The sequence below is a fragment of the Geminicoccaceae bacterium genome, assembly GCA_020638465.1.
GTDB lineage: Bacteria > Pseudomonadota > Alphaproteobacteria > Geminicoccales > Geminicoccaceae > JAGREO01.
This window is the reverse complement of the sequence record JACKIM010000002.1, coordinates 1,871,424-1,894,727: the sequence shown is the minus strand read 5'-3', so window position 1 is coordinate 1,894,727 and position 23,304 is coordinate 1,871,424. Positions and strand designations below refer to the sequence as shown.

Genomic DNA, 23,304 nt, shown 5'->3' with positions numbered 1-23,304 from the left:
CGGGACGACCGGCCGGAAAAGTCGCTCGAATGCGGGGGTTTCCGGCCATGTCGCCATGCGATCCTGTCGTCCCGGACGATCAGGTCAGCGTCGCGCCGGTAAGCTGGCCGAACTGGCCGAGCACCGTCAGATTCGAGCCGTCGAGCGCCGAACGATAGAGTTTCCCGGAGATGTCGTTGACAAAGAGATAATTGTGCTCGCGGTCGATGACGAAGCCGATGGCTTCTCCAACCCCCTCGATCACGATTTCGGGCTTGCCGATGACCTTGCCGTCGGCGGAAACCGACGCGCGGGAAACGGAATTGCCGCCGGGCAGGTTGCCGCGATCCGACCAGTAGAGATAGCCGCCGACCAGTTCCAGGTCGATGGGCTCGGGAAGGTTGTCGAAGAGCACCTCGATATCGCTCCGGTCTTCGGGACTCTCCCCGCCGGGGAGGTCGAGGCCGGCGCGGCGGACGCTGCCCTTGCCGCCGTCGGCATCGCCCTTCTGGGTCCAGTAGACGAGCCGGTTGTCGAAATCGATGGCGATGCCGACGCACCAGCGGCTCTCGTCCCTTTCGTCATCCGGTACCTTGCCGGTGCTGACCAGGACTTCGAGGTCGCTGCCGTCGAGATTGGCGCGCTTGACCTTGAGCCCCTCACGGTCGCACCAGTACATCTTGCCGCCGTCAACATCGAGCTTGAGCTGCTTGGGCGTGCGGGTGCGGTCGCTGCCGACCAGTTCGATGAAGTCGGAACCGTCCATGTCCATCCGCCAGATCGATCCGTCGAAGCCGAACGATGTCCCGGTTTTCTGATCGTATTCACCCATGCGGGTCATGTAGATATGGCCGTTGGGGTGATCGATGCATACGCCGTCGGGAAACTTGTCGAGATCGTCGCGCAGGACCCGGATCACTTTTCCGTTTTCATCGCAACGCAGGATTTTCTTCGATCCGGGATCAAGGATGATCAGATCGTGACCTTGTGACATGAGATTGTCCCAGTCTGGGGTTGTCGGACAGCCGGCAGGAGTTTCCATCTTGCGGAAATCCATTGCCAGCGATGTGAAACCGTGCCGAGCAACAACGCCCCAGTCCGGGAGAGGGTTCCATGACCGTGGCCGGAGCGCGGGGGACCTCCGGGCCGGCTGTACTCCGCCTGGTCATCGTAAAACACCTTCCCAATCGGGAATGGTGCGGGCACGATGACGTCCATCGGATATCCAAGGTGGAGAAGGGAAACATGGGTTCGAACTGGACTCGACGGGCTTTGCTGGTGGCGGCGGCCGCCGTGGGAATGGCGAGCGCTTCGCTATCCCCCGCCTCGGCCGAACCGATCAGGGTTGCAGCCATCTACACCGTGCCGGTCGAACAGCAATGGGTCAGCCGCATTCACAAGGCGCTCAACGCGGCAGCCGAGCGAGGAGACATTGCCTACACCTACTCGGAAAATGTCAAGAACACCGACTATGAACGGGTGATGCGCGAATATGCCGAGGCGGGCAACCAGCTGATCATGGGCGAGGTCTTCGGGGTGGAACGCGCGGCGCGCCAGGTGGCCGGCGACTATCCCGGCACCTCCTTCCTGATGGGGTCGAGCTTCGAACCGCAGGCGCCCAATTTCTCGGTATTCGACAACTATATCCAGGAATGTTCCTATCTCACCGGGCTGGTGGCGGGAGCGAAGACCGCGAGCGGCCGGATCGGCATGGTCGGCGGCTATCCGATCCCCGAGGTCAACCGCCTCATGAACGCCTTCATGGACGGCGTGAGGGAGGTCCGGCCGGATGCCGAGTTCATGGTGACGTTCATCGGTTCGTGGTACGATCCGCCGAAGGCCAAGGAGGCGGCCTTCGCGATGATCGATGGCGGTGCGGACATGATGTACGCCGAGCGTTACGGTGTATCCGATGCCGCGAAGGAGCGCGGCGTGCTGGCCATCGGCAACGTCATCGATACACAGGAAGAATATCCCGGAACGGTGGTGGCCTCCGCTTTGTGGCACATGGAGCCCTCCGTCGATCATGCGATCGAGCGTATCAGGGCCGGCGAGTTCACCGCCGAGAATTACGGGCCGTACAGCAATCTCGGCGCGGGCGGGTGCTCGATAGCGCCGATGGACAAGGTTCTCGTGCCGGAAGACCTGCTGGCGCGGGTCGAAAAGGTGCAAGAGGACATCAGGTCGGGCAGTTTCAAGGTCGGGATCAACGACGAAGAGCCAAAGCCGACACGATGAGACTGCTGCCGCATTCAATGGAATCTGCGGGTGCGGCAGTTTCCCTGTTCGTTCCGGGAGCTTTTCATTGCGGGGAACAATGCCCCTGAATACCGTTCCCCATCTTGAGCTTCGGGGTGTGACCAAGCGCTTCGGCGCGCTGCTGGCCAATGATGCCATCGACCTCGCCCTGGACAGGGGCGAGGTGCTGGCTCTGCTGGGCGAGAACGGGGCCGGCAAGACCACACTCATGAGCATTCTCTTCGGGCATTATGTCGCCGATGAGGGAAGTGTGCTGCTTGACGGCATTCCGCTGATGCCGGGATCGCCCCGGGCTGCTCTCGCTGCCGGGATCGGCATGGTTCACCAGCATTTCACATTGGCGGACAATCTCAGTGTGATGGACAACATCATATTGGGAACAGAACCTCTTTTTGCTTTTCGCCAGAAACGGCGCGATGCCCGGGCGAGGATCGACGCACTGATCGCCGAGACCGGGTTGGAGGTGCCTGTGGACGAGATGGTCGGCCATCTGTCGATCGGCGAGCAGCAGCGGGTAGAGCTGCTCAAGGCCCTCTATCGCAATGCCAGCGTGCTGATCCTGGACGAGCCGACGGCGGTGCTCACCCCGCAGCAGGCCGATCGCCTGTTCGTCACCCTGCGCAAGCTGGCCGCAGGTGGCCTCGGGATCATCTTCATCAGCCACAAGCTCGACGAGGTCATGGCCCTGTCGAGCCGGGTGGCGGTTCTCAGGCACGGGCGCAAGGTGATGGAGGCGCGCACGGCCGATGTCACCAAGGCGGTTCTCGCACGTTCCATGGTTGATCGCGAGGTGGCGATGCCCCTGCCGATGTCGCGTGTGGCAGGCGCTCCGGTGCTGGAGATGCGCGGGGTCAGCATCGCATCGGCGCGTGAGCCCCTCGTCGAGGTCGATCTCGTCCTGCACTCGGGTCGTGTCCTCGGGATCGCGGGGGTATCCGGCAATGGCCAGCGGGCGTTGCAGGGGCTCGTGGGCGGTGCATTGCGGCCCGATCGGGGTATCATGCGGCTCGATGGCCGGGCGTGGCCCGGCGCCGATCCGCGGGCGCTCATGCGCAACGGGGTGGGCAGGATACCGGAGGACCGGCATGCCCAGGGCGTGGTTGGCGACATGGCCGTCTGGGAGAACATGGTCCTTGAAGACTATGATTCACCCAGGTGGCGCCGCTTCGGCCTGCTGAGGATCGCGGCGATGCGCGAACGGGCCGGTATGCTGGTGCAGACCTACGATGTGCGTTGCGACGGCATCGATACCCCGACCCGCCTGCTGTCCGGCGGTAACATGCAGAAACTGATCCTCGGCCGCGTGCTCGACCGTGCCCCGCAATTGATCCTCGCGGCTCAGCCGACGCGCGGACTCGATGTCGGTGCCGTGGCGCAGGTCCATGCGCATCTGCTGCAGGCGCGAGAACATGGTGCGGCCATCCTGCTCATTTCCGAGGATCTGGACGAGATCCTTGCCATCAGCGACGAGATTGCCGTCATCCACCGCGGCCGCTTGAGCCCGCCCGTCAGCCGGGAGGAGGCCGATCTCGGGAGACTGGGTCTGATGATGGCCGGAGCGGTCGACCATGCGGCTTGAGCCCCGGAGCCATGTTCCCTGGCCACTGGCCATCGGTGCGCCGGTTGCCGCCGCGGCGCTGGCACTGGCGCTGTGCGCCCTGCCTCTGGCACTTGCCGGAGCCGATGTGCCCGCCGCCTATCGCCTCATCTTCGAGGGTGCGGCGGGAACGCGCTTCGCCCTGAGCGAAACGCTGACCCGCGCCGCCCCGCTGATGCTGACCGGCCTTGCCGCGGCCGTCGCATTTCGTGCCCGGTTGTGGAACATCGGAGCCGAGGGGCAGCTCTACATGGGTGCGCTGGCGGCGACGGCGATCGGTACCGGGGTCGTCGACGTTCCCCCCATGTTGATGATGCCGCTCGTCCTGATCGCCGGGGCGCTGGCCGGTGCTCTGTGGATGCTGGGGCCGGCATGGCTGAAGGTAAGGCTGGGCGTGGACGAGGTGGTGACGACGTTGTTGCTGAATTTCGTCGTCCTGCTGCTGGTGGGAATGATGCTCGAAGGGCCGCTGCAGGACCCCATGAGCCTGGGCTGGCCGCAATCGCCGCCGATCGTCGAAACGGCGCTGTTGCCGCGACTGATCGAACGTACCCGATTGCATGCGGGACTGCTGCTCGCCGTGTTTCTCGCCCTGGCCATGTGGATTCTCGTCCAGCGCACGCGTACCGGCTTCGAATTGCGGGCCGTCGGTGCGAACGCCGATGCGGCCCGCCATGCGGGCATTCCGGTCGAGCGGGTGATGTTCAAGGTCGCCATCATCTCGGGAGCCCTTGCCGGACTTGCAGGGGTGGGCGAGGTGGCCGGTCTCAAGGGCTACCTTACCCAGGACCTGTCACCGGGCTACGGCTATGCGGGGATCGTCGTGGCGACCCTGGCGCAGCTGCATCCGCTCGGTGTCCTGGTTTCCGCGCTGTTCGTCGCCGGCATCTTCGTCGGGGCCGACAGCATGAGCCGGGCCATCGGCATTTCGAGCTACATTGCCAATCTCATTGTCGCGACCTCGTTGCTGACCATGCTGCTGGCCGGTCTTGTCACCCGCTACCGGATCCGCCGATGACCTCGTCTTCGATTCCATCGGCGACTGTCGCTGCCCCTCCCGCCCGGCCCGACAACATCAGGGGGGCCATGTTGATGGTGGGCTCGTCGGCGTTCTTCACCGCCAATGATGCCACGATCAAGTTCCTGAGTGACACCGTTCCCATCGGACAGCTTCTCGCCATGCGGGGATTTGTGGTGGTCGTGTTATTGTTCCTCATCATGCGCTGGCGCGGCGAGCGTCCGTGCCGCTCCGACCTGTTCGAGCGGGCCAACGTGCTGCGGGCCGTCATCGACCTTGCGGTGACGTTCGTCTTCCTGACCGCCATCATCCTGCTGCCGCTGGCCATAGCAACGGTGCTTGTCTTCACCACGCCCGTTTTCCTGACCATCATCGCGGCGCTTTTCCTCGGTGAACGGGTGGGGTTGCCGCGCTGGCTGGCGGTACTGGCGGGGTTTGCCGGCGTGGTCCTCGTCGCCGACCCGGGCGGCGATTTCGACCCGTTGATGCTGCTTCCCGTCGCCGGAGCCCTGATGATGGCCTGTCGGGACGTTGTCACCCGGATGATTCCGCCGCGACTGCCGGCAAGGGCGGTGGCCCTGACCTCGGCATTGTTCGTGGCTGTCGCCGGTCTCCTGACCGCGCCGCTGGGGGACTGGGTGGTGCCGACCGCCACCGACTGGATCGGCAGCGTGATCTGCGCCGGCTTCGTGGCGACAGCGCATACCCTGCTGGTGAGCTCCGTGCGGACCGGCGAGATATCCTTCGTCGCCGCCTTCCGCTACACGGCGATCCTGCTGGCACTGACGCTTGGCTATCTCGTCTGGGGGGATGTGCCGACGGTCAACGGGGTCGCCGGCGGTCTCGTCATCATTACCTCCGGTGTCGTCATCTTCTATCGTGAACATCGCCGGGCATCTCTTGTCCAGCCGGAGGGCGGCGCATGAACGAGGCGCTCGAGATCTTCCTGCAGGCGAGCTTCTGGGCGGCCACGCTGCGGATCGCCACCCCGCTCATCATGGGCACGCTGGGGGAGCTCATCTGCGAGCGGGCCGGTGTGCTCAATCTCGGTATCGAGGGGATCATGACCATCGGCGCCATGAGCGGCTGGCTGTTCGTCCACCTTGGCGCCGACCTGTGGACGGGGCTGCTCCTTGCCGCTCTCATCGGCATGGCCTTCGGTCTGCTGCACGGCCTGCTCACGGTGCCGCTCGGGCTGTCGCAACATGTCACCGGCATCGGCATCACCCTGCTGGCCTCGTCGACCGCCTATTTCACCTATCGCGTCGTGCTGCCCGACGTATCGAGCCCGCCGCGTATCGAGGCTTTCCAGCCCTGGACGTTCCTGTCGCCGATTCCCGTGATCGGCCCGGTGCTCGCCGAGCAGACCGCGTTGACCTTCCTCGCCCTGCTGCTGGTGCCGGTCATAGCCTTCGTCCTGTACCGGACGCCGCTTGGGCTCGCCATGCGCACGGTGGGCGAGAATCCGTCAGCGGTGGAGGCGCAGGGGCTCGACGTCTATCGGTTGCGCATCGGCGCGCTCATGGCCGGCAGCGCGCTCATGGCCATGAGCGGTGCGTTCCTCACCATGTCAGCCTTCAACGCCTTCTTCTTCGAGATGGTCAACGGCAGGGGATGGATCTGCATCGCCCTTGTCGTCTTCGCTTCATGGAATCCGGGAAAGGCGCTGCTCGGGGCCTTGCTGTTCGGCGCCTTCGATGCCTATCAGGTGCGCCTGCAACAGGTGGTGGGCGGCAATGTGCCCTACCAGCTTTTCCTGATGATGCCCTATCTTCTCAGCATTGCCGCACTGGTGTTGATGTCGCGCCGTGCAGCCTGTCCGCGTGCTCTCATGCGGGCCTATGTCAAGGGACAGAGGTAAGATGCAGCCCGATCTGGTCATCCGTCGTGCCAACCTTCCGAGCGGCGAAGTGGGGGTCGATCTCATCATATCGGACGGGCTGATCCAGGTGGTGGGGCCGGGCATCGAGGCACGGGGGACACGCGAGATCGACGCCGACGGCTGCCTCGTCAGCCCGCCTTTCGTCGACTGTCACTTCCACATGGATGCGACGCTTTCCCTCGGGCTGCCGCGGTTGAACCATTCAGGCACCTTGCTGGAGGGCATAGCCCTGTGGGGCGAGCTGAAGCCGCTCTTGACCCATGACGCGGTGATCGACCGGGCGCTGACCTACTGCGACATGGCGATCGCCCAGGGGATCCAGGCGATCCGCAGCCATGTCGATGTCTGTGACGACCGGTTGCTTGGGGTGGAGGCGCTGCTCGATGTCAGGGCACGCGTGGCGCCCTATATCGACCTCCAGCTCGTCGCCTTCCCGCAGGACGGGTTCTACCGCTCGCCGACCGCGCGGGCCAATCTCATGCGTGCGCTCGACATGGGTGTCGATGTGGTTGGCGGCATTCCCCATTTCGAGCGGACCATGGCCGACGGTGCGCGTTCGGTCACCGAATTGTGTGAAATCGCCGCAGAGCGCGGGCTGATGGTCGACATGCATTGCGACGAGACCGACGATCCGATGTCGCGGCATATCGAGACACTGGCGTTCGAGACGCAAAGGCTGGGTCTTGGCGGGCGTGTGGCGGGATCGCATCTGACCTCGATGCATTCGATGGACAATTACTACGTATCCAAGCTGATTCCGCTCATCGCCGAGGCGGGGGTGGCCGCGATCGCCAATCCGCTCATCAACATCTGCATTCAAGGACGCCATGACACCTATCCCAGGAGGCGCGGCCTTACCCGTATCGGGGAAATGCACGAGGCGGGAATTCCTGTCGCCTTCGGCCATGACTGCGTGATGGACCCATGGTACTCGCTCGGCTCCGGCGACATGCTCGAAGTCGCGCACATGGCCGTGCACGCGGCCCATCTGACGTCCATCGACGCCATGCACGACTGTTTCGATGCCGTCACGCGCATACCGGCCGCAATCATGGGCATTCCCGCCTATGGGCTGGAGCCGGGTTGTGCGGCCAATCTCGTCATCCTCGATGCGGCCGATCCGGTGGAGGCGATCCGTCTCAAGGCGACGCGGCTGGCGGTCCTGCGTGGCGGACGGGTCGTGGCCGAGACGCCGCGCCGCCAGACCCGCCTCGATCTCGAAGGGCGGCCCGCGTCGGTCGGCCTGCGACGGCGGCATGCCGGTTGACCGGATCGGCCTGTCGTCAACGGTTTGTTAACTCCTCGTGTCTACACTCCCTGATTGGACAGGAAAGGGGGGAGTGCGTCTGGTGGTTTCCAGGGCGAGGAGGAATCATGGGTTCGCTTGAAGACGACGAAGTGCATCGCAATCTGGCCAACGAAATCGCGTTGCGACGATTTGCATGGATATTCGGCATCATTCTCATGGTGGCACTAACCTTCCCTCAGGTACTTTTTGCGGCGACCATAAGTTCCTTCCTGAGTTTTGCTGCCGGAGTGATTGCAACGGTCGCCCTGTTCTCCCGCGAGCCGGTGCATATGTCGTACTTCACGTGGTGGGACGTTGCCGCAGCATTGTACATCACCAGCGCGTTCTCGGGATTCTTCGTCGACGTCGATGCCGTGCACACCTTCCTCATGGAACAGCAGGCCATGGGCTATTGATGCGGGCGAGCATTTTCGAGCCTTTCTGATCGGAATCGAAAATATCGGACGCATTGAGCGCGAAAACACGCTTGGCTTCATGAACATTCTCTGTCATGTAGCGAGATTGGTACGTGTGCGTATATGAAAACGCATCGACGTGCCGGCGAATGACAAACAAAAACTGTCCGAAGTGCTCTTGCCTGATGCTGCCATATAGTAGAACCGATCTGGAACGTCTCTTTGCCGAATCCATCTGGCGCAAAGCCGAGGGATTGGTGATGGACGGTGCTGTCCTCGACGTGAATGTCGAGCGCGACGGCAAATCGATCACGGGGCGTGTCCGCGGCCAGCGGAGAAACCCCTATCTCACGCGGATCAAGATCGCCAACGGCCGCGGTGGCCGGGTGCGGCTTTCGAGTACCTGCACCTGTCTCGTCTATTCCGAGTGCGAACACGCGGCGGCAACGCTGCTGGGCCTGCTCGACGAGACGGCCGCGCGCGATCCCGAGGACGGGACCGTGGCGATCGAGCCGGAACTTGAAGGCTGGATCGCCGCCGTCAACGGTGCCAACCGGTCCGATCAGGCTCCGGCGAGTTCGGATGTCGTCCTCTACCTGCTGGAACCGGCGCAGCGCTCGTGGCGCGAGGGCGGGCTTGCCCAGCCGATCTGCGTTTCGACCGTGCGGGCCAAGCGCATGCGGTCGAACATCTATGGCCGCGAGCATCCGGTCGCGATCGCCAATCTCGTCGGTGACGCCATTCCGCCTTATGTCGGCCTGGACGACCAGGTGATCGGCCGCATGCTCGGCGGTGCCAATGTTCCGGGCCGGCGGCTCGCGGGACTGGCCGATTCCGTTCTCCTCGAACACATGGTGGCAACGGGCCGCTGTCACTGGCGTAACGCCCAGGGCGACGCATTGCGGATGATCGAGTCGCGCCGCGGTCACTTCTCGTGGAAGTTCGACGGCGAGGGGCAGCAACGCATCGTCTGCGAACTCGACGACGACAGCGAGGAGACGATCATCGTCGGTCTCGGCGAACCGTGGTTCATCGACACCAGGAATGCCACCTGCGGTCGTGTGGATACCGGACTGAGCCAGTCCGTTGCCGGCCGCCTCGTGGATGCCCCGCCCGTGCCGCCGGCGGCTGCCACCATCGTGCGCCAGCGCCTGCAGCAAAGCGGCGACAAGCTTCCGCTTCCCGAGCCGCTTCGCCAGCGCGAGCGGCTCGAGGTCGTTCCGGTTCCGGTTCTCTACCTCCACTGTCCCTCGGTGACGGTGGTGCGTGGCACCGGCTGGCGGCGCGAGGAGAGCGAGATCGACCTGCCGCTGGCCCGGCTGAGCTTCAACTATGCCGGGGCCGTCGTCGGCTGGCAGAATGGCCGGACCGAGCTCAATCATGTCGCCGACAATCGCCTTCTCATCATCTCCCGCGATGCCTTGAACGAGGTTCAGGCCGTGGAGCGGCTGAACGCCCTTGGGCTCCAGCCGCTGGGGCCGACCGGCCTCGGGCGCTTTGCTGCCGAAGACGTGAGGCAGGACTTCACGTTCGAGGAAGACGATGACGATGACGTCAGTGTCCGCTGGGTCGAGTTCAACCAGATCGATCTTCCGGGGCTGGAAAAGGACGGCTGGCAGATCGAGATCAGCGAGTCCTACCCCTATCAGGTCGTCCGCGACCCGCCGCCATGGGATATCGAGATCAGCGATTCCGGTACGGGCTGGTTCGAACTCGACCTGGGAATCGAGATCGACGGCGAACGGGTTCCGTTGCTTCCGGTGCTGCTGGACCTGTTCGAACGCGCGCCGGAGGACATGACGCCGGCGGCGCTCGATTCCTATGGCGAGGAACTGGTCTACGGCACGCTGCCGGACGGGCGGCTGCTGCCGATCCCCGCCGCCCGGCTCAAGGCCATGCTGGAAGCGCTCTACGAGCAGTTCTCCCGGGGCAAGAAGCTCGACGAGGACGGACGCCTGCGGTTGCGCTCGGCCGATGTGTCGCGGCTGGCCATCATGGACAGTTCGCTCACCGAGGACGACGTGCGCTGGCACGGTGGCGACAAGCTGCTGGAACTGAGCCGCCGGCTGGCCAATCCTGACGGAATTGCCGAGGTGACGCCGCCCGGATCCCTCCAGGCGACGTTGCGGCCCTACCAGCTTCAGGGCGTGAGCTGGCTCCAGTTCCTGTCCGAGACGGGCTTTTCGGGTGTCCTCGCCGATGACATGGGGCTCGGCAAGACGCTGCAGACGCTCACCCATCTGCTGGCGCTCAAGGAGACCGGAAGGCTGGACAAGCCGGCACTGGTCGTCGCTCCCACCAGTCTCATTCCCACATGGCGCAACGAGGCCCGGCGCTTCGCGCCGAAGTTGCAGATCCTTGTATTGCACGGCAACAGCCGCGGGCATCTCTACAAGAAGCTCGACAACGCGGAAATCATCCTCACGAGCTACGCCCTCATGTTGCGCGACCGCGACGAGCTGATCAAGCGGTCCTACCGGGTGGTCATCCTCGACGAGGCCCAGGCCATCAAGAACCCCACGACCAAGCTGGCCAAGGTGGCCTGCGAACTCGAGGCCGACTATCGCCTCGCATTGTCCGGCACGCCCATGGAAAACCATCTGGGCGAACTCTGGTCGGTCTTCCACTATCTGATGCCGGGCTTCCTCGGCGAGCGCGAGTTCTTCCGCCGCACCTTCCGCAATCCGATCGAGAAGGATGCCGATGCCGACCGGCAGGCGTTGCTGGCCAGCAGGGTGCGTCCGTTCCTCATGCGCCGGACCAAGGAGCAGGTCGCCTCGGAACTGCCGCCCAAGAGCGAGTTCGTGCGCGAGATCGAACTCTCCGACGAGCAGCGCGATCTCTACGAGAGCGTGCGCCTCGCGATGCATACCCGCATCCGCGACGAGATCAAGGAGCGCGGACTGGCACGCAGCAACATCGCCATCCTCGAAGCCCTGCTGAAGCTCCGGCAGATCTGCTGCGATCCCCGCCTGCTGAAGGGCGATGACGGCGAGAAGGGCAGTGCCGGCCCCGGTGCCGATGTCAGTTCGGCGAAGTTCGACCTGCTGTTGTCGATGCTTGAGGGCATGGTCCAGAATGGCCGCCGGGTCATCATCTTCTCGCAGTTCGTCGAGATGCTCGAACTCGTCGAGGCGGGACTGAAGCAGCACAAGCTTGGCTACACCATGCTGACGGGCCGTACACGCGATCGTGAAACGCCGGTCAAGCGGTTCCAGGACGGCGAGGTGCCGATCTTCCTCATCAGCCTGAAGGCCGGCGGCACCGGCCTGACGCTGACCCGGGCGGACACGGTCATTCACTACGATCCGTGGTGGAATCCGGCCGTCGAGGCGCAGGCTACCGACCGCGCACACCGTATCGGGCAGGACAAGCAGGTATTCGTCTACAAGCTTGTCGCGAGCGGGACCGTCGAGGAGAAGATGCTCGAATTGCAGGAGCGCAAGAAGGCACTGGTGCAGGGCATCATGGGCGGGGTGAAGAGCAGCCTGAGCTTTACCGAGGAGGATGTCGAAGCGCTGTTTGCGCCCTTGCCGGGCTGAGGGTCACGGAATCGTGACCACGGTGCGCTACAGGAGGCGTGGCGGTTGTCCCGCCATCCTGCGAGGAGGCGGGCGTCAATGCCTGCTGCCTGCGGGAGTGGCCGGTCGTGACGGGATGCGAGGGTCTGGCGACCGGTGTCAGGCCCGCATTCAACACTATAGATAAATTGAGAAATTCTTGAAAACAAATCGTTCTCAAGGTGTGGCGGGTAGCCGCGACCGGGGTGCGGGCTTCGCCCTTTCGTGCCCATGCTGCTATCATGTCCGGCAGTCGGACGATACGGGATCCATGCATGCCTTCCTTGCGTAGCCTTGCCAAGTTCCTCCTGCCGGTCGCGGTGATCGCGGTGGCGCTGGGCGGTGCCGGCCTGCTGCAGGCTACCCGGCCTGTCGTGGAGCCGGTGACGCTGGGAGAACGCGTCTTCACCGTTCGCACGGTGCCGGTGAACTTCGAGAAACACCAGCCCGAGCTGCATCTGTTCGGCGAACTGGTTGCAACGCATGAGGTCGTCCTTCAGGCACCGGTCGAGGGTCGGGTGATCGAGGTTGCGCCGGAGCTGGTCGATGGCGGAACGGTCCGCAAGGGGCAGGTGCTCCTGCGCCTCGATCCGTTCGATCACGTGACCGAGATGCGCGATCTTGAGGCGGGTCTCGACGAGGCCCGTGCCCGGCAGCGTGAGCTGGAACTGATGCTGGAAGCCGAACGGGACATGCTCGCCCTGAGCGATCAGCGTCTGGCCATCGCCAGTCGTGACCTCGATCGCCAGAAGAAGCTGCAGTCCAGCAGTTTCGCGTCGAAGAAGAATCTCGACGATGCACAATTGCGGTTGACGAACGAGGAGACGGCGAGGCGGCAGAGCGAGCGCGAGATCGCAGCGTTGGGTGCGCGCATGGATCAGCAAAAGGCCGTCGAGGCCAAACTGCTGGTGTCCATCGATCGTGTCGGGCGGGATATTGCCGAGACCACCGTCACCGCTCCCTTCGATGCCCTGGTTGGGGAGGTCGATGTCGCGCCCGGCAAGGAGATCCGGGCTTACGACCGTTTGGTCGCGCTCACCGAAATCCCGTCGATCGAGGTCCGCTTCACGCTCAACGATGCCGATTTCGGCAGGCTTTGGGACGATGGACTGATCGGCCGCGAGGTTGCGGCGAACTGGCGGCTGGGCAGCGAGACATATCCGATCGAGGCCCGGATCGACCGGATCCAGAGCCGGATCGAGGCTCGTCGCGGCGGTATCAGCGTATTCGCCACGATCACCGCCAATCCGCGCGATGCTCCCCTGCGCCCGGGCGCATTCCTCGATATCGCCATGAAGGACAGGGCCTACGACCATGTGGTCCTCCTGCCGCGCTCGGCATTGTTCGATCCGGCGACGGTATATGGCGTGATCGACGGAAGATTGGTGGGGTATGACGTCGAGGTCGTCGATCGTGGCGCGGATGATGTGCTTGTGCGGGGGGCGTTGGAGGAAGGGGTGCCACTGGTGACGACGCGACTGGCCGAGATGGCGCCGGGGCTCAAGGTCGAGATGGTACCCTGAGCGATGGCGGGCGCGGCGGCGGCAGTCCGATGAGCGGAGAAAACGGCGCTGGTGTCGTCGGCGACGTGACCGCTCGTTCCCGTGGCGGTCTGGTGGGCCTGTTTGCGCGACATTCGACAGCCGGCAATCTTCTCATGATTGTCATGTTGTTGGTGGGTGCCGTCAGTCTCGCCAAGCTCAAGCGGCAGTTCTTTCCCGACTTCGGCATCGATGTGATCACGATCAGTGTCGCCTGGCCCGGTGCCACGGCGCAGGATGTCGAAGGCTCGGTGCTGCAGGCGATCGAACCTGAGGTGCGGTTCCTCGACAACGTCAAGCGGGTCAATGCCACGGCCCAGGAGGGACTTGGCACCATCGGGGTGGAGATGGAGTCCGGCAGTGACATGCAGGAGGCCCTTTCCAATGTCGAGCAGGCGGTCGCCCAGATCACGACCCTTCCCGAGGACAGCGAACGGCCGGTGATCCGCCGGGTGGTGCGCTATGACACCATTTCGCGGCTGGTCCTTTCGGGGCCGTTCGACGAGGCGACGCTCAAGACGCTGGCCAAGACCGTGCGCGAGGAGCTGTTGCGTTCGGGTGTCGATCGCGTGACGCTTTTCGGTGCGCGCGATGAGACCATCGATGTCGGGATGTCGCCGGCGACATTGCGCCAGCTGGATCGGACACCCTCAGATATTGCCGCCATCATCCGGCAAAGTTCCCAGGATGTTCCGGCCGGTGATGTCGAGGGTGCGGTCGAGCTCCAGCCGCGGGCCATGGGGCTGGCGGAAACCGCGGCGGAGGTGGGGGCGATCGCCGTTCTCGCCGAGCCCGACGGGCGACGGTTGCTGTTGAACGACGTCGCCACGATCGAGGACGGTTTCGACGAGGATGCGCCCGAGGGGCGGCGAATGGGCAATCTCGCCATCGAGCTTCATGTCCAGCGTGCCCTGAGTTCTGATGCGCTCGAAATTGCGGCACGGGTCGACGACTACCTTGCCACCGCCGGCTCGCGTTTTCCTCCGGATCTCAGGATCGAGCGGTACGGCATTGCCTCCGACCTGATCGAGGGGCGTATCTGGCTGTTGGTGGAAAACGGCGTGCAGGGGCTGGTGCTCGTGATCGTGGTGCTGTTCCTGTTCCTCAACGCGCGGGTGGCGTTCTGGGTGGCCATGGGCATTCCCGTGTCGCTGGCGGCGATGCTGGGCGTCCTCTGGCTGTTCGGCATGACGATCAACATGATCAGCCTGTTCGCCATGCTCCTGGCCATCGGGATCGTGGTCGACGACGCGATTGTCGTGGGCGAGCACTCGACGACGTTGCGCGAGCAGGGCATGTCGCCGGCCGATGCTGCCGAACTGGGTGCTATCCGCATGATGGCACCGGTGACCAGTGCCACTCTTACCACGATTGCGGCTTTTCTTCCGTTGATGGTAATTGGCGACATCATTGGTTCGATAATTCGCGAAATTCCCATTGTGGTGATTTTTGTGTTGTTGGCCAGTCTGGTCGAATGTCTCCTCGTGTTGCCCACCCACATGCGTGGAGCATTGGCGATCGGCCACGACCGCGACAGCCGCTTTCGCCGGCGCTTCAACGATGGCTTCGACCGCTTTCGCAACGGGGTCTTTCGCCGGTTGCTGGAGCGGGCCATCGCGTGGCGCTACGTCACCCTGGCGATTGCCGTCGGCATGCTCATCCTTGCCATGGCGTTGATGTTCACCGGTCGTGTACCTTTCGTCTTCTTCGACGGACCGGAGGCCGACCGCATCGAGGCCAATGTCACGATGGCGCCCGGAACGTCGCGCGGGCAGACGATCGCGGCACTGGAGCGGATCGAGGATGCCCTCTACGCGACGGCGGATGATATTTCGGCCAGGGGACGCGATCTGGTCGCCATGTCGCTGACCCGCATCGGCCAGTCGGTCAGCGAGACGCCGGGCGTTCCCCAGTCGAACGGAAACAACAATGGCGGGATCGATGTCGAGCTGGTCGCCTCGGATACCCGCGACGTGCGCACACCCGATCTGATCGCCGCGTGGCGCGAGCGGATCCCGCCGATCGCCGGCCTCGACACCCTGACGATCAAGGAGCGGCGCGGCGGTCCCCCGGGCCGCGAACTCGACATCCGCCTGCGCGGCGGCATCGATGTCGCACGGCTCAAGCGTGCCGCCCTCGACGTGGAAGCGGCCCTCCAGCGGCTGCCTGGCATCAGTCAACTGGAAGACGATTTCACCTATGGCAAGCAGGAGGTGCTGATCGAACTCCTGCCACGCGGCGAGGCCATGGGGTTCACCACCGAAAGCGTCGGCCGCCAACTGCGCGACGCCTTCGAGGGAGCGATCGCGAGGCGGTTCGCCCGGGGTGACGAGGAAGTCGAGATTTCCGTGCGGCTGGACGATGCCGCCCGTGCCGACCCCACGCTCGAACGCTTCCAGCTGCGCGGCCCCACCGGCGAGGAAGTGGCCCTGGGCGAGGTCGCCAGCCTGCAGGACCAGCGCGGTTTCTCCCGTATCCAGCGGCGGGACGGATCTCGGGAGGTGTCCATCACCGGCGAGCTCGATGAAGCGGTCATCCGCCTCGACATGGTGCAGGAAGCCATGGCCGGCGATCTCGACGAGATCGCACGGCACTACGGCATCGAGTACTATTACGCCGGGCGGGCGGAAGAGCAGACCAACACGCTCAAGGACATCAGCCTCGGGGCCATGGTCGGCCTGGCGCTCATCTACATCATCCTCGCCTGGGTGTTCGGCAGCTTTTCCCGCCCCCTGGCGGTAATGGCCGTCATCCCCTTCGGCCTCGTCGGCGCGGTGCTGGGCCATCTGGCGATGGGCTTCAACATGTCGATCCTTAGCCTGGTGACGCTCCTCGGTCTCTCGGGCATCCTCGTCAACGACAGCATCATCCTCGTGTCCACCATCGACGAGCGACTGGCCCTCGGCGGCGATCCGGTGAAGGCGATCATCGACGGTGCGACCGCGCGCGTCCGCGCCGTCCTGCTCACCTCGCTCACGACGGTGGGCGGCCTGGCGCCTTTGCTGTTCGAGACCAGTTTCCAGGCCCTGTTCCTGCAACCCATGGCGGTGACGCTGTGCTTCGGCCTTGCCGTCACCACCCTGCTCGTGCTGCTGCTGGTCCCGTGCCTGGTCGCCGTGCAGCTCGATTTCGCCCGGATCTCCGGTGCGTGGCGATCATCGTTGCACCGGCAGGCCATCGGATCCGGATCATGACCCTCGCCGCCGGCGAACCATGCCCCTGCGGCAAGGCGCGCACCTATGGCCGCTGCTGCGGCCCGCTCCATCAGGGGCGCATCCCCGCCCAGACCGCCGAGCAACTCATGCGCTCGCGCTATTCCGCCTTCGCCGCCGGCAGGCCGTCCTACCTTCGCGACACGCTCCACCCCTCCCGGCGCCCGGCCTTCGACCTCAAGGATACGCGCGAGTGGATCGAACGCACCCGCTGGACCGGCCTCGTCATCATCGGCACCACCGGCGGCAGCCCCGTCGAAACCAGCGGCACCGTCCGTTTCGAGGCCCGCTATGTCGAAGACGGACAACCCCGGATCCACCACGAGCACAGCCTGTTCGAAAAACACAAGGGACGCTGGTATTATGTCCGGGCGCTGGATTGAGGGGAAGGCAGGGGCCGACCGCTTAATTCCGCAATTTCCACTGTAGAATAACCCCGTGCGAAGGCGTCAGGGGATGCCGGAGAGCGATTTTCCGAATACCGGGTGGGGTTTGCAGACCGGCAACGGCCGCCTCGCCGACACGGGCCGCACGGGTGGCGGCGGCAGGTCGGGGAAATCGCCGGGCGGGAGCGCGCGGATCAGGCGCAATTCGTCCGGCGCGAAGATGGCGAAGGCACCCGCCTGCGGGGTCGTCATCATCGCGTCGAGGATATGCTCGTGGAGACTTTTCAACAGGCGGGACCGTCCCCTGGCGCGGAGCCTTTCCTCCTCGCCGCGGGATTTCCTCGCCCTTGCGGGTTTCGCCGCCGCGGGAGTGTCCTTCGTGAGCGACCATGGCACCGGGCAGACATCCGGCACGTCGATCCCTCTGGCCACCGACTTCAGCAGCGAGGTGATGACATTCCCCATTCCCCTGCGTCCGGCACGATCCAGCCATGCCCTTTCGGCACCATCCGCCGATGCGACGGATTGCGCCAGGGAGTTGTCCTGCAACTGGCGGAACCAGTCGCGGGAGTGGAACAGCAGCAGGCGGTGGAGGATCGCCCGGAGGCCATGACCACCATGTGGGGATAGTCCCGCCCGCATCGCCGACAGGACACCCGCCACATGCGGCAGATGTTCCAGCCCGTCGACCTCCGCCATATCAAGCCGGACCGTCGACCCCGCCAGCACCCCGCGCCGCCCGGTCGCCACCAGCCAGCACACCTTCAGGAAACGAGGCGCGCCCCAGCGAAAGACCCGGCCGGCGAGTTTGCGCGGCAATATGGGGGGTGTGGGAGAGGTGGGGGACATGGGGGGAGGTTATGATGGAAAGGCAGTGCGAGAGTCAAGGAATATTTTCCGATATCGTCACGACAAGGCACCATCCCGCCATGAGTTCCCACATCCCTTCTCCGGACGCCTTTCAGTAGACAATATCCCCATGCAGTGACATGGTATGTCAGAAGCCTCGTCAGGCAGGAAAGAATCATGCACCGCAGAATCACACCATATCGACCGCGCGAGCTTGCCGCGTTTTCGTCAGTGGAGCATGATTCATAGATTCTGAAACACGAGGCAAGCAGGTATCCGCGCGGAAGTTGCCATGATAAGCCCCTTTACGAAAAATCATAGTTCATCAATAAATTTCATTGATATTGAATGAACCGTATTCCAATCCGCAATCAGTTGTGCGTGAAAAACAACTTGTTTGGATTGTTCAGAGAATGAATGCATCATACATGGAATAAAAGTGCCGATTGATTCTATTTCCTCATCAATCCGTTCATAATCATCAAATCTATGTTGCCGTAGCATTTGACGTTTTTCTTCCTCTAGCTCAGCAAGCTTTTTAGCCTCTTCGTCGGTTACATTGAATGGCGGCACATAAAGCGGAATACGATGAGCAACAGCATGTCGAAAATCACCAATCTCTCTAAACCAATCATCAAATCCAGAAATAAATTCTTGGAATTTTTCTGAAAAAGTATTTCGAAAATCCTCACAGTTTTTCGATAACCCAATCTTGGTGCGAGAAAAATCTTTTCCATCTTTTTGTTTTATTTGTTCTCATGAAGCCAAATCCAAGCAATATTGTCCATGCATCCGAATGTATTGAATATGAAACTTTGTAAATAGATCACCAAATCAGTTAGTTCATATGAAGATAGTTTTGTGCTTCTTTCAGGTGGGCACAATTCATAAACATTGGAAATACATCGTCGCAGCGTTTTAGCTCTTCGGAGAAAACCGTGATGTGCAAATTCATAAGATTTATTGTTAGCGTAGCTTCGCAGAGCGAATGCATCCATCATTTCACGGTGCTTGGGGTCAATGGTTTTGTAACCGTCTTTTAAGGAATCTAGATTTTCATGAGAAAAATACATCGGCATCGCCTTCATATTCGCGTAAAAGCAGAAGCGATAATATTCATTATAACAAGAAAATCAAAGTCTTGAATGGCGGTTATCGGAAAACGGGAAGCCATATTCTCACATCGCGTGATTTATACTGAAAAACGCACCCTCGCGCTGCACGTTCAGTACTTCGAGTTCGCACACGCAGCACAATATTCAACGCGGCCAACGCTGCCGCGAAAACGGGCGGCGTTCTCGTCACGGTTGTGCGAAAGCAAAGAGGTTGATCTATACGGCAATGCCGGATACAATAGCTTCAATGCAGACTGTTGTTGAAACTGGAGAATTTTTACGTTGCGCCAAAAAGATTGGCATGGCGGATGATGAACGGTCGGATCTCGTTTCGATGTTGGCGAAGAATCCGCAAGCCGGGGACGAAATCAGCGGTACAGGCGGGATGCGCAAATTACGGGTTGCCGCCAAAGGAAAGGGAAAAAGCGGCGGATATCGCGTCATCACATTTTTTTCAGGCACGAACATTCCCGTATTCTTGATTACGGCCTACGCGAAAAGCCAGAAGGAAAACATAACCGACAAGGAAAAGAATATTTTGAAATCCCTTTCCGGCAGCCTTGTCAAACTCTACAGGAGCAAAGGACCATGAGCGAATTAGGCGAAAGCATGATCAGGGGCATGGAAGAGGCTTTGGCTTTTTCCGGCGGTTCGGAAACGGATGCGGTTGTTCACATCCCCGAAGACATCGACGTGCAGCGCATTCGCGCCAAGATGAACATGAGCCAGGGCGACTTCGCCAAGATGTTCGGATTTTCGGCGCGGACGGTGCAGGATTGGGAGCAGGGTCGGCGGGTGCCGACAGGGCCGACCAAGCTTTTCCTGCATGTCATCGACCACGAGCCCGAAGCGGTGCGGCGTGCTTTGACGCGCTTGGAGGCCAATAACGAAGAGGCGTCTATGCGGCCACCTCGACCTTGCCCGTGATGCGTTAACTGGTATTATCGCCAGTTTGCGATGTCGCCCCCGTCGGGAAATGTTCCGGGGAGGATGGGCGCGGGCCTCCGGGGGCTGCCAGTGTGGCGGGGAGGCAAGGGGACGTCGTTTCCCCCTGCCTTGAAGCCTTCGCCCGTGTTCCCGCCGATGGGCCGGACGGTCAGTTGTCGAGGAGCTGGCGCATCGAGCTGTCCACGGCGTTGATGAGCAGGCCGTGGGGGTCGACGCGGCAGTGGGCCTTGATCAGCTCGCCATAGGCCGCGGACAGGTCGTCGTCGTTCCCGTTCCCTGGCACGGTCACGTTGCGCTTCTCGACCAGGAACTCGGTGAGCCGTTGCACCATGTCGATCACCTGCTGGTCATCGTCCTTCGCCAGCGCGGCGGCCTGGGCGCAGCTCGTGGCGACCAGGTCCTCGAAACCCGGCTCCGCGTCCGCGGCCATGGCACCCGTGGTGCAGGCAAGGCCCGTGGCCAGCAGGGTTGCGGCCATCCATCTGGTCATCATCGTCCCCTTTTCTCGGATGCGGAAAATCATTGCGGTCAGTCGGTCAGCTTGCCGATGAGGGCGCCGCCCGCACCGCCATAGAGCCCACCCTTGAGTGCGCCGTCGAGCCCGTCGGTGAGCAGGCCGACCCCCGCACCCACGGCGGCACCGGTCACCGCGTCCTTGCGTGCCTTCTTGCTCTCGATGGCCGCCCCGGCGCCGCCGCCGAGCAGCCCGCCCTTGAGAGCGCCCCTGGCACCCTTGCCCATCAGCAGTCCGGCCCCGGCGCCGATCGCGGCACCCGCTGCGGTCTGTGCGTGGGCGACGCCGGCCATGACCGGTGCCGCGGCCAGCACAATTGCGAGCCCGACTGCGGTCCGGCCATGACGCCACCGCGAAGTCCGTCGTTTTCCTGTCATGTCGTCGCTTCCTCCGTCGCCCTGTCCCGCAAGGACCCCGTGTCCGCCGGGCGCCCGCGGCCGAGACCGGGAGGTAAGCGGGTTGGAAGCGGATCGGCAAGCCCCGATTCCTCAAAGGTGCCGTTCATGATGCCGCAACGGGGCGGTGCATCCCGGACGAATGCGGCAGTTCGGGGTTCGTCGCCGCCAGATGCGAACGGCCGGCACCGGCAGGGCGAGGAAACGCCCGGACTGCCGATGCCAGCCGGATGTCTTCGGCGGCAGAAAAGGTGAAGGACCGGATTCAGCCGGTCACAGGCGCTTGCCGGTCTTCTTGTCGAAGATGTGGGTCGTGCCGAGATCGGGCAGGAGGTGGATGGTATCGCCATGCCTGAGGGCGTGCCGCTCCTTGAACACCGCCTGGACCTCGGCACCGGCGAACTGGACGATGACGAGGATTTCGGCACCCGTCGGCTCGACGACATTGACCTTCGCGGGCAGTCCCGTATCGGCATCGGCCATCGAGAGATGTTCGGGCCGGATGCCGTAGACCACGTCCTGCCCGTCGACGACGCCGACACCGGCCGGCACGGGCAGCCGGGTTCCGTCCCCGGCGACCGCGGTCGCACTGTCTCCCTGGCGGCTGATCTTCGCGTCGATGAAGTTCATCGAGGGCGAGCCGATGAAGCCGGCGACGAACAGGTTGGCCGGATTGTCGTAGAGGTCGAGCGGGGCGCCGACCTGTTCGACATAGCCGCCCTGCATGACGACGATGCGATCGGCCATGGTCATCGCCTCGATCTGGTCATGGGTGACGTAGACCGAGGTCGTCTTGAGGCGCTGGTGCAGTTCCTTGATCTCGGTGCGCATCTGCACGCGCAGCTTGGCGTCGAGATTGGAGAGCGGCTCGTCGAACAGGAACACCTGCGGATCGCGGACGATGGCGCGGCCCATGGCGACACGCTGGCGCTGGCCGCCGGAAAGCTGGCGCGGATAGCGGGCGAGATAGTCTTTCAGGCCGAGGATCTCGGCCGCCTTGCCGACGCGTTCGTCGATGACGTTCCTGGGGGCCTTGGCGAGTTTCAGCGAGAACGCCATGTTCTGCTCCACCGTCATGTGCGGGTAGAGCGCGTAGTTCTGGAACACCATGGCGATGTCGCGATCCTTCGGCGGAACGCTGTTGACGACACGACCGCCGATGGCGATGTCGCCCTTGCTGATCTCCTCGAGTCCGGCGATCATGCGCAGCAGCGTGGACTTGCCGCAGCCCGACGGGCCGACCAGGACGACGAACTCGCCGTCGGGAATGTCGATGGACACACCGTGAAGGATCTGGACCGAACCGTAGAACTTGTCCACGGAGCGAATGTCGACTGATGCCATGAGGCTTTTCCCCGATCTTGCAGCTGCCTCCTCGCCAGTTTCCACTCCGGAAGGAATGGCCGCGCTTCCGGGAGGCCAGTTGGGCGCTTGAGGGCGATCATGCCCACGATCGGGGAATTCCGCAACTCAGGAACCGAAAGATTTCCGCACGGGGGAAACGGGGTAGACTCCGAGCATTTCGACCTGCTGGGCAAAGAAGCGCAATTCCTCCAGCGCCATGCGCAGGCCGGGCTCGTCCGGATGCCCCAGGACGTCGGCATAGAACTGGGCCTGGCCGAAGCTGGGATCGATGTAGCTTTCCAGCTTGATCATGTTGACGCCGTTGGTGGCGAAGCCGCCCATCGCCTTGTACAGCGCGGCGGGAACGTTGCGCACGCGGAACAGGAAGCTGGTGATGACCTCGCCCGGGCGGATCTCCGGGACCTGCGGTTCCCGGGAGAGAATGATGAAGCGGGTGGTGTTGTGCTCGGCATCCTCGATGTCGGAAGCCAGCACGTCCAGCCCGTAGATCTCCGCGGCCAGCAGCGGCGAGATGGCGGCATGGGCGGGATCGCCGCGCTGGGCGATCTCGGCGGCGGCTCCGGCGGTATCGCCGGACACCCGCGAGGCGAAGCCGTGCTTCTTGATGAAGTCGCGGGTCTGGCCCAGCGCGTGGACGTGCGAATGCACCATCCGGATGTCGTCGAGCGTCGTGCCCTTCAGCCCCAGCAGGTGGAAATTGATGCGCAGGAAGTGTTCGCCGATGATATGCAGGCCGCAATGCGGCATCAGGTGATGGACGTCGGCAACGCGGCCGGCGATCGTGTTGTCCACCGGGATCATCGCCAGGCGGGCCTGCGAGCCGCGCACCGCGTCGAAGGCTTCCTCGAACGACTCGCATGGCAAAGGTGTCATCGAGGGGAACATCTCGGAGCAGGCGATATGCGAATTGGCGCCGGGCTGCCCCTGGTAGGCAATGCGGTTCTCGGGGTCGTCGCCTGCGGTTCCGCTCATGATGGCCG

20 protein-coding genes are annotated in these 23,304 nt (G+C 63.2%); 13 read left to right on the top strand and 7 right to left on the bottom strand.

The genetic code is table 11. The annotated features are described in order from the left end of the window. Nucleotides 1–79: 79 nt before the first annotated feature. Nucleotides 80–973 (bottom strand): 3-hydroxyacyl-CoA dehydrogenase, encoded by an 894-nt coding sequence (locus H6851_19125; protein MCB9945723.1) that lies wholly within the window; start codon nt 971–973, stop codon nt 80–82. Between the two features lie 251 nt (nt 974–1,224). On the opposite strand from H6851_19125, the gene H6851_19120 reads away from it, so the two are divergent. The 11 genes from H6851_19120 (at nt 1,225) to H6851_19070 (ending at nt 17,135) form a co-directional block, all read left to right on the top strand. Beyond that, complete coding sequence (locus tag H6851_19120) at nt 1,225–2,217, top strand: BMP family protein (GenBank protein MCB9945722.1); 993 nt, start codon at nt 1,225–1,227, stop codon at nt 2,215–2,217. 79 nt (nt 2,218–2,296) lie between these two features. Beyond that, the gene (locus H6851_19115) at nt 2,297–3,817 is read left to right on the top strand and encodes an ABC transporter ATP-binding protein (GenBank protein MCB9945721.1); all 1,521 of its coding nucleotides are present in this window, start codon (nt 2,297–2,299) and stop codon (nt 3,815–3,817) included. After that, nucleotides 3,807–4,853, top strand: coding sequence for an ABC transporter permease (locus H6851_19110; protein MCB9945720.1), 1,047 nt, complete (start codon nt 3,807–3,809; stop codon nt 4,851–4,853). The genes H6851_19115 and H6851_19110 overlap by 11 nt, the downstream gene beginning before the upstream one ends. Then, complete coding sequence (locus H6851_19105; protein ID MCB9945719.1) at nt 4,850–5,779, top strand: DMT family transporter; 930 nt, start codon at nt 4,850–4,852, stop codon at nt 5,777–5,779. Before H6851_19110 ends, H6851_19105 begins: the two co-directional genes overlap by 4 nt. Continuing rightward, a complete protein-coding gene (locus H6851_19100) occupies nt 5,776–6,714 on the top strand; it encodes an ABC transporter permease (protein ID MCB9945718.1) in 939 nt (312 codons plus the stop codon). Before H6851_19105 ends, H6851_19100 begins: the two co-directional genes overlap by 4 nt. A gap of 1 nt (nt 6,715) precedes the next feature. After that, on the top strand, nt 6,716–8,002 hold the full coding sequence (locus tag H6851_19095; protein MCB9945717.1) for an amidohydrolase family protein: 1,287 nt from the start codon (nt 6,716–6,718) through the stop codon (nt 8,000–8,002). A gap of 107 nt (nt 8,003–8,109) precedes the next feature. Next, a complete protein-coding gene (locus tag H6851_19090; protein MCB9945716.1) occupies nt 8,110–8,439 on the top strand; it encodes a hypothetical protein in 330 nt (109 codons plus the stop codon). Nucleotides 8,440–8,624: 185 nt separating this feature from the next. Next, a complete protein-coding gene (locus tag H6851_19085; GenBank protein MCB9945715.1) occupies nt 8,625–11,981 on the top strand; it encodes a DEAD/DEAH box helicase in 3,357 nt (1,118 codons plus the stop codon). A 293-nt stretch (nt 11,982–12,274) separates the two neighbouring features. After that, nucleotides 12,275–13,522, top strand: coding sequence for an HlyD family efflux transporter periplasmic adaptor subunit (locus H6851_19080; GenBank protein MCB9945714.1), 1,248 nt, complete (start codon nt 12,275–12,277; stop codon nt 13,520–13,522). A 29-nt stretch (nt 13,523–13,551) separates the two neighbouring features. Further along, nucleotides 13,552–16,734, top strand: coding sequence for an efflux RND transporter permease subunit (locus H6851_19075; GenBank protein MCB9945713.1), 3,183 nt, complete (start codon nt 13,552–13,554; stop codon nt 16,732–16,734). Further along, a complete protein-coding gene (locus tag H6851_19070) occupies nt 16,731–17,135 on the top strand; it encodes a YchJ family protein (GenBank protein ID MCB9945712.1) in 405 nt (134 codons plus the stop codon). The genes H6851_19075 and H6851_19070 overlap by 4 nt, the downstream gene beginning before the upstream one ends. Before the next feature lie 66 nt (nt 17,136–17,201). Here H6851_19070 and H6851_19065 read toward each other — a convergent pair whose 3' ends face one another. Together H6851_19065 and H6851_19060 are read right to left on the bottom strand one after the other, a co-directional pair. Beyond that, nucleotides 17,202–17,987 carry a hypothetical protein gene (locus H6851_19065; GenBank protein ID MCB9945711.1) on the bottom strand — a complete coding sequence of 262 codons (786 nt, stop codon included), beginning with the start codon at nt 17,985–17,987 and terminating at the stop codon, nt 17,202–17,204. A 315-nt stretch (nt 17,988–18,302) separates the two neighbouring features. Continuing rightward, nucleotides 18,303–18,560, bottom strand: coding sequence for a hypothetical protein (locus tag H6851_19060; GenBank protein ID MCB9945710.1), 258 nt, complete (start codon nt 18,558–18,560; stop codon nt 18,303–18,305). Nucleotides 18,561–19,349: 789 nt separating this feature from the next. Between H6851_19060 and H6851_19055 the strand changes: the two genes are divergently transcribed. Both H6851_19055 and H6851_19050 read left to right on the top strand, forming a co-directional pair. Further along, nucleotides 19,350–19,694, top strand: a complete 345-nt coding sequence (locus H6851_19055; GenBank protein ID MCB9945709.1) for a type II toxin-antitoxin system RelE/ParE family toxin — start codon at nt 19,350–19,352, stop codon at nt 19,692–19,694. Next, entirely contained in the window at nt 19,691–20,029 is a 339-nt protein-coding gene (locus H6851_19050; protein ID MCB9945708.1) for a helix-turn-helix domain-containing protein, read from the top strand. The genes H6851_19055 and H6851_19050 overlap by 4 nt, the downstream gene beginning before the upstream one ends. Before the next feature lie 169 nt (nt 20,030–20,198). On the opposite strand, the gene H6851_19045 is transcribed toward H6851_19050, so the two are convergent. From H6851_19045 to H6851_19030, 4 genes are all read right to left on the bottom strand, one after another. Continuing rightward, nucleotides 20,199–20,543, bottom strand: coding sequence for a YmgD family protein (locus tag H6851_19045; protein ID MCB9945707.1), 345 nt, complete (start codon nt 20,541–20,543; stop codon nt 20,199–20,201). 35 nt (nt 20,544–20,578) lie between these two features. Beyond that, complete coding sequence (locus tag H6851_19040; protein ID MCB9945706.1) at nt 20,579–20,857, bottom strand: glycine zipper family protein; 279 nt, start codon at nt 20,855–20,857, stop codon at nt 20,579–20,581. 375 nt (nt 20,858–21,232) lie between these two features. Beyond that, a complete protein-coding gene (gene ugpC / locus H6851_19035) occupies nt 21,233–22,303 on the bottom strand; it encodes a sn-glycerol-3-phosphate ABC transporter ATP-binding protein UgpC (protein MCB9945705.1) in 1,071 nt (356 codons plus the stop codon). Nucleotides 22,304–22,429: 126 nt separating this feature from the next. After that, a complete protein-coding gene (locus H6851_19030; protein MCB9945704.1) occupies nt 22,430–23,296 on the bottom strand; it encodes a prephenate dehydratase in 867 nt (288 codons plus the stop codon). Nucleotides 23,297–23,304: the final 8 nt, after the last annotated feature.

Bases quoted from the DNA above. Each gene is read 5' to 3' on its own strand.
- ugpC (MCB9945705.1), bottom strand. From the start codon at position 22,303: ATGGCATCAGTCGACATTCGCTCCGTGGACAAGTTCTACGGTTCGGTC.
- H6851_19085 (MCB9945715.1), top strand. From the start codon at position 8,625: ATGCTGCCATATAGTAGAACCGATCTGGAACGTCTCTTTGCCGAATCC.
- H6851_19065 (MCB9945711.1), bottom strand. From the start codon at position 17,987: ATGTCCCCCACCTCTCCCACACCCCCCATATTGCCGCGCAAACTCGCC.
- H6851_19050 (MCB9945708.1), top strand. From the start codon at position 19,691: ATGAGCGAATTAGGCGAAAGCATGATCAGGGGCATGGAAGAGGCTTTG.
- H6851_19070 (MCB9945712.1), top strand. From the start codon at position 16,731: ATGACCCTCGCCGCCGGCGAACCATGCCCCTGCGGCAAGGCGCGCACC.
- H6851_19030 (MCB9945704.1), bottom strand. From the start codon at position 23,296: ATGAGCGGAACCGCAGGCGACGACCCCGAGAACCGCATTGCCTACCAG.
- H6851_19040 (MCB9945706.1), bottom strand. From the start codon at position 20,857: ATGGCCGGCGTCGCCCACGCACAGACCGCAGCGGGTGCCGCGATCGGC.
- H6851_19110 (MCB9945720.1), top strand. From the start codon at position 3,807: ATGCGGCTTGAGCCCCGGAGCCATGTTCCCTGGCCACTGGCCATCGGT.
- H6851_19105 (MCB9945719.1), top strand. From the start codon at position 4,850: ATGACCTCGTCTTCGATTCCATCGGCGACTGTCGCTGCCCCTCCCGCC.
- H6851_19120 (MCB9945722.1), top strand. From the start codon at position 1,225: ATGGGTTCGAACTGGACTCGACGGGCTTTGCTGGTGGCGGCGGCCGCC.
- H6851_19090 (MCB9945716.1), top strand. From the start codon at position 8,110: ATGGGTTCGCTTGAAGACGACGAAGTGCATCGCAATCTGGCCAACGAA.
- H6851_19125 (MCB9945723.1), bottom strand. From the start codon at position 973: ATGTCACAAGGTCACGATCTGATCATCCTTGATCCCGGATCGAAGAAA.
- H6851_19080 (MCB9945714.1), top strand. From the start codon at position 12,275: ATGCCTTCCTTGCGTAGCCTTGCCAAGTTCCTCCTGCCGGTCGCGGTG.
- H6851_19115 (MCB9945721.1), top strand. From the start codon at position 2,297: ATGCCCCTGAATACCGTTCCCCATCTTGAGCTTCGGGGTGTGACCAAG.
- H6851_19100 (MCB9945718.1), top strand. From the start codon at position 5,776: ATGAACGAGGCGCTCGAGATCTTCCTGCAGGCGAGCTTCTGGGCGGCC.
- H6851_19095 (MCB9945717.1), top strand. From the start codon at position 6,716: ATGCAGCCCGATCTGGTCATCCGTCGTGCCAACCTTCCGAGCGGCGAA.
- H6851_19045 (MCB9945707.1), bottom strand. From the start codon at position 20,543: ATGATGACCAGATGGATGGCCGCAACCCTGCTGGCCACGGGCCTTGCC.
- H6851_19075 (MCB9945713.1), top strand. From the start codon at position 13,552: ATGAGCGGAGAAAACGGCGCTGGTGTCGTCGGCGACGTGACCGCTCGT.
- H6851_19055 (MCB9945709.1), top strand. From the start codon at position 19,350: ATGCAGACTGTTGTTGAAACTGGAGAATTTTTACGTTGCGCCAAAAAG.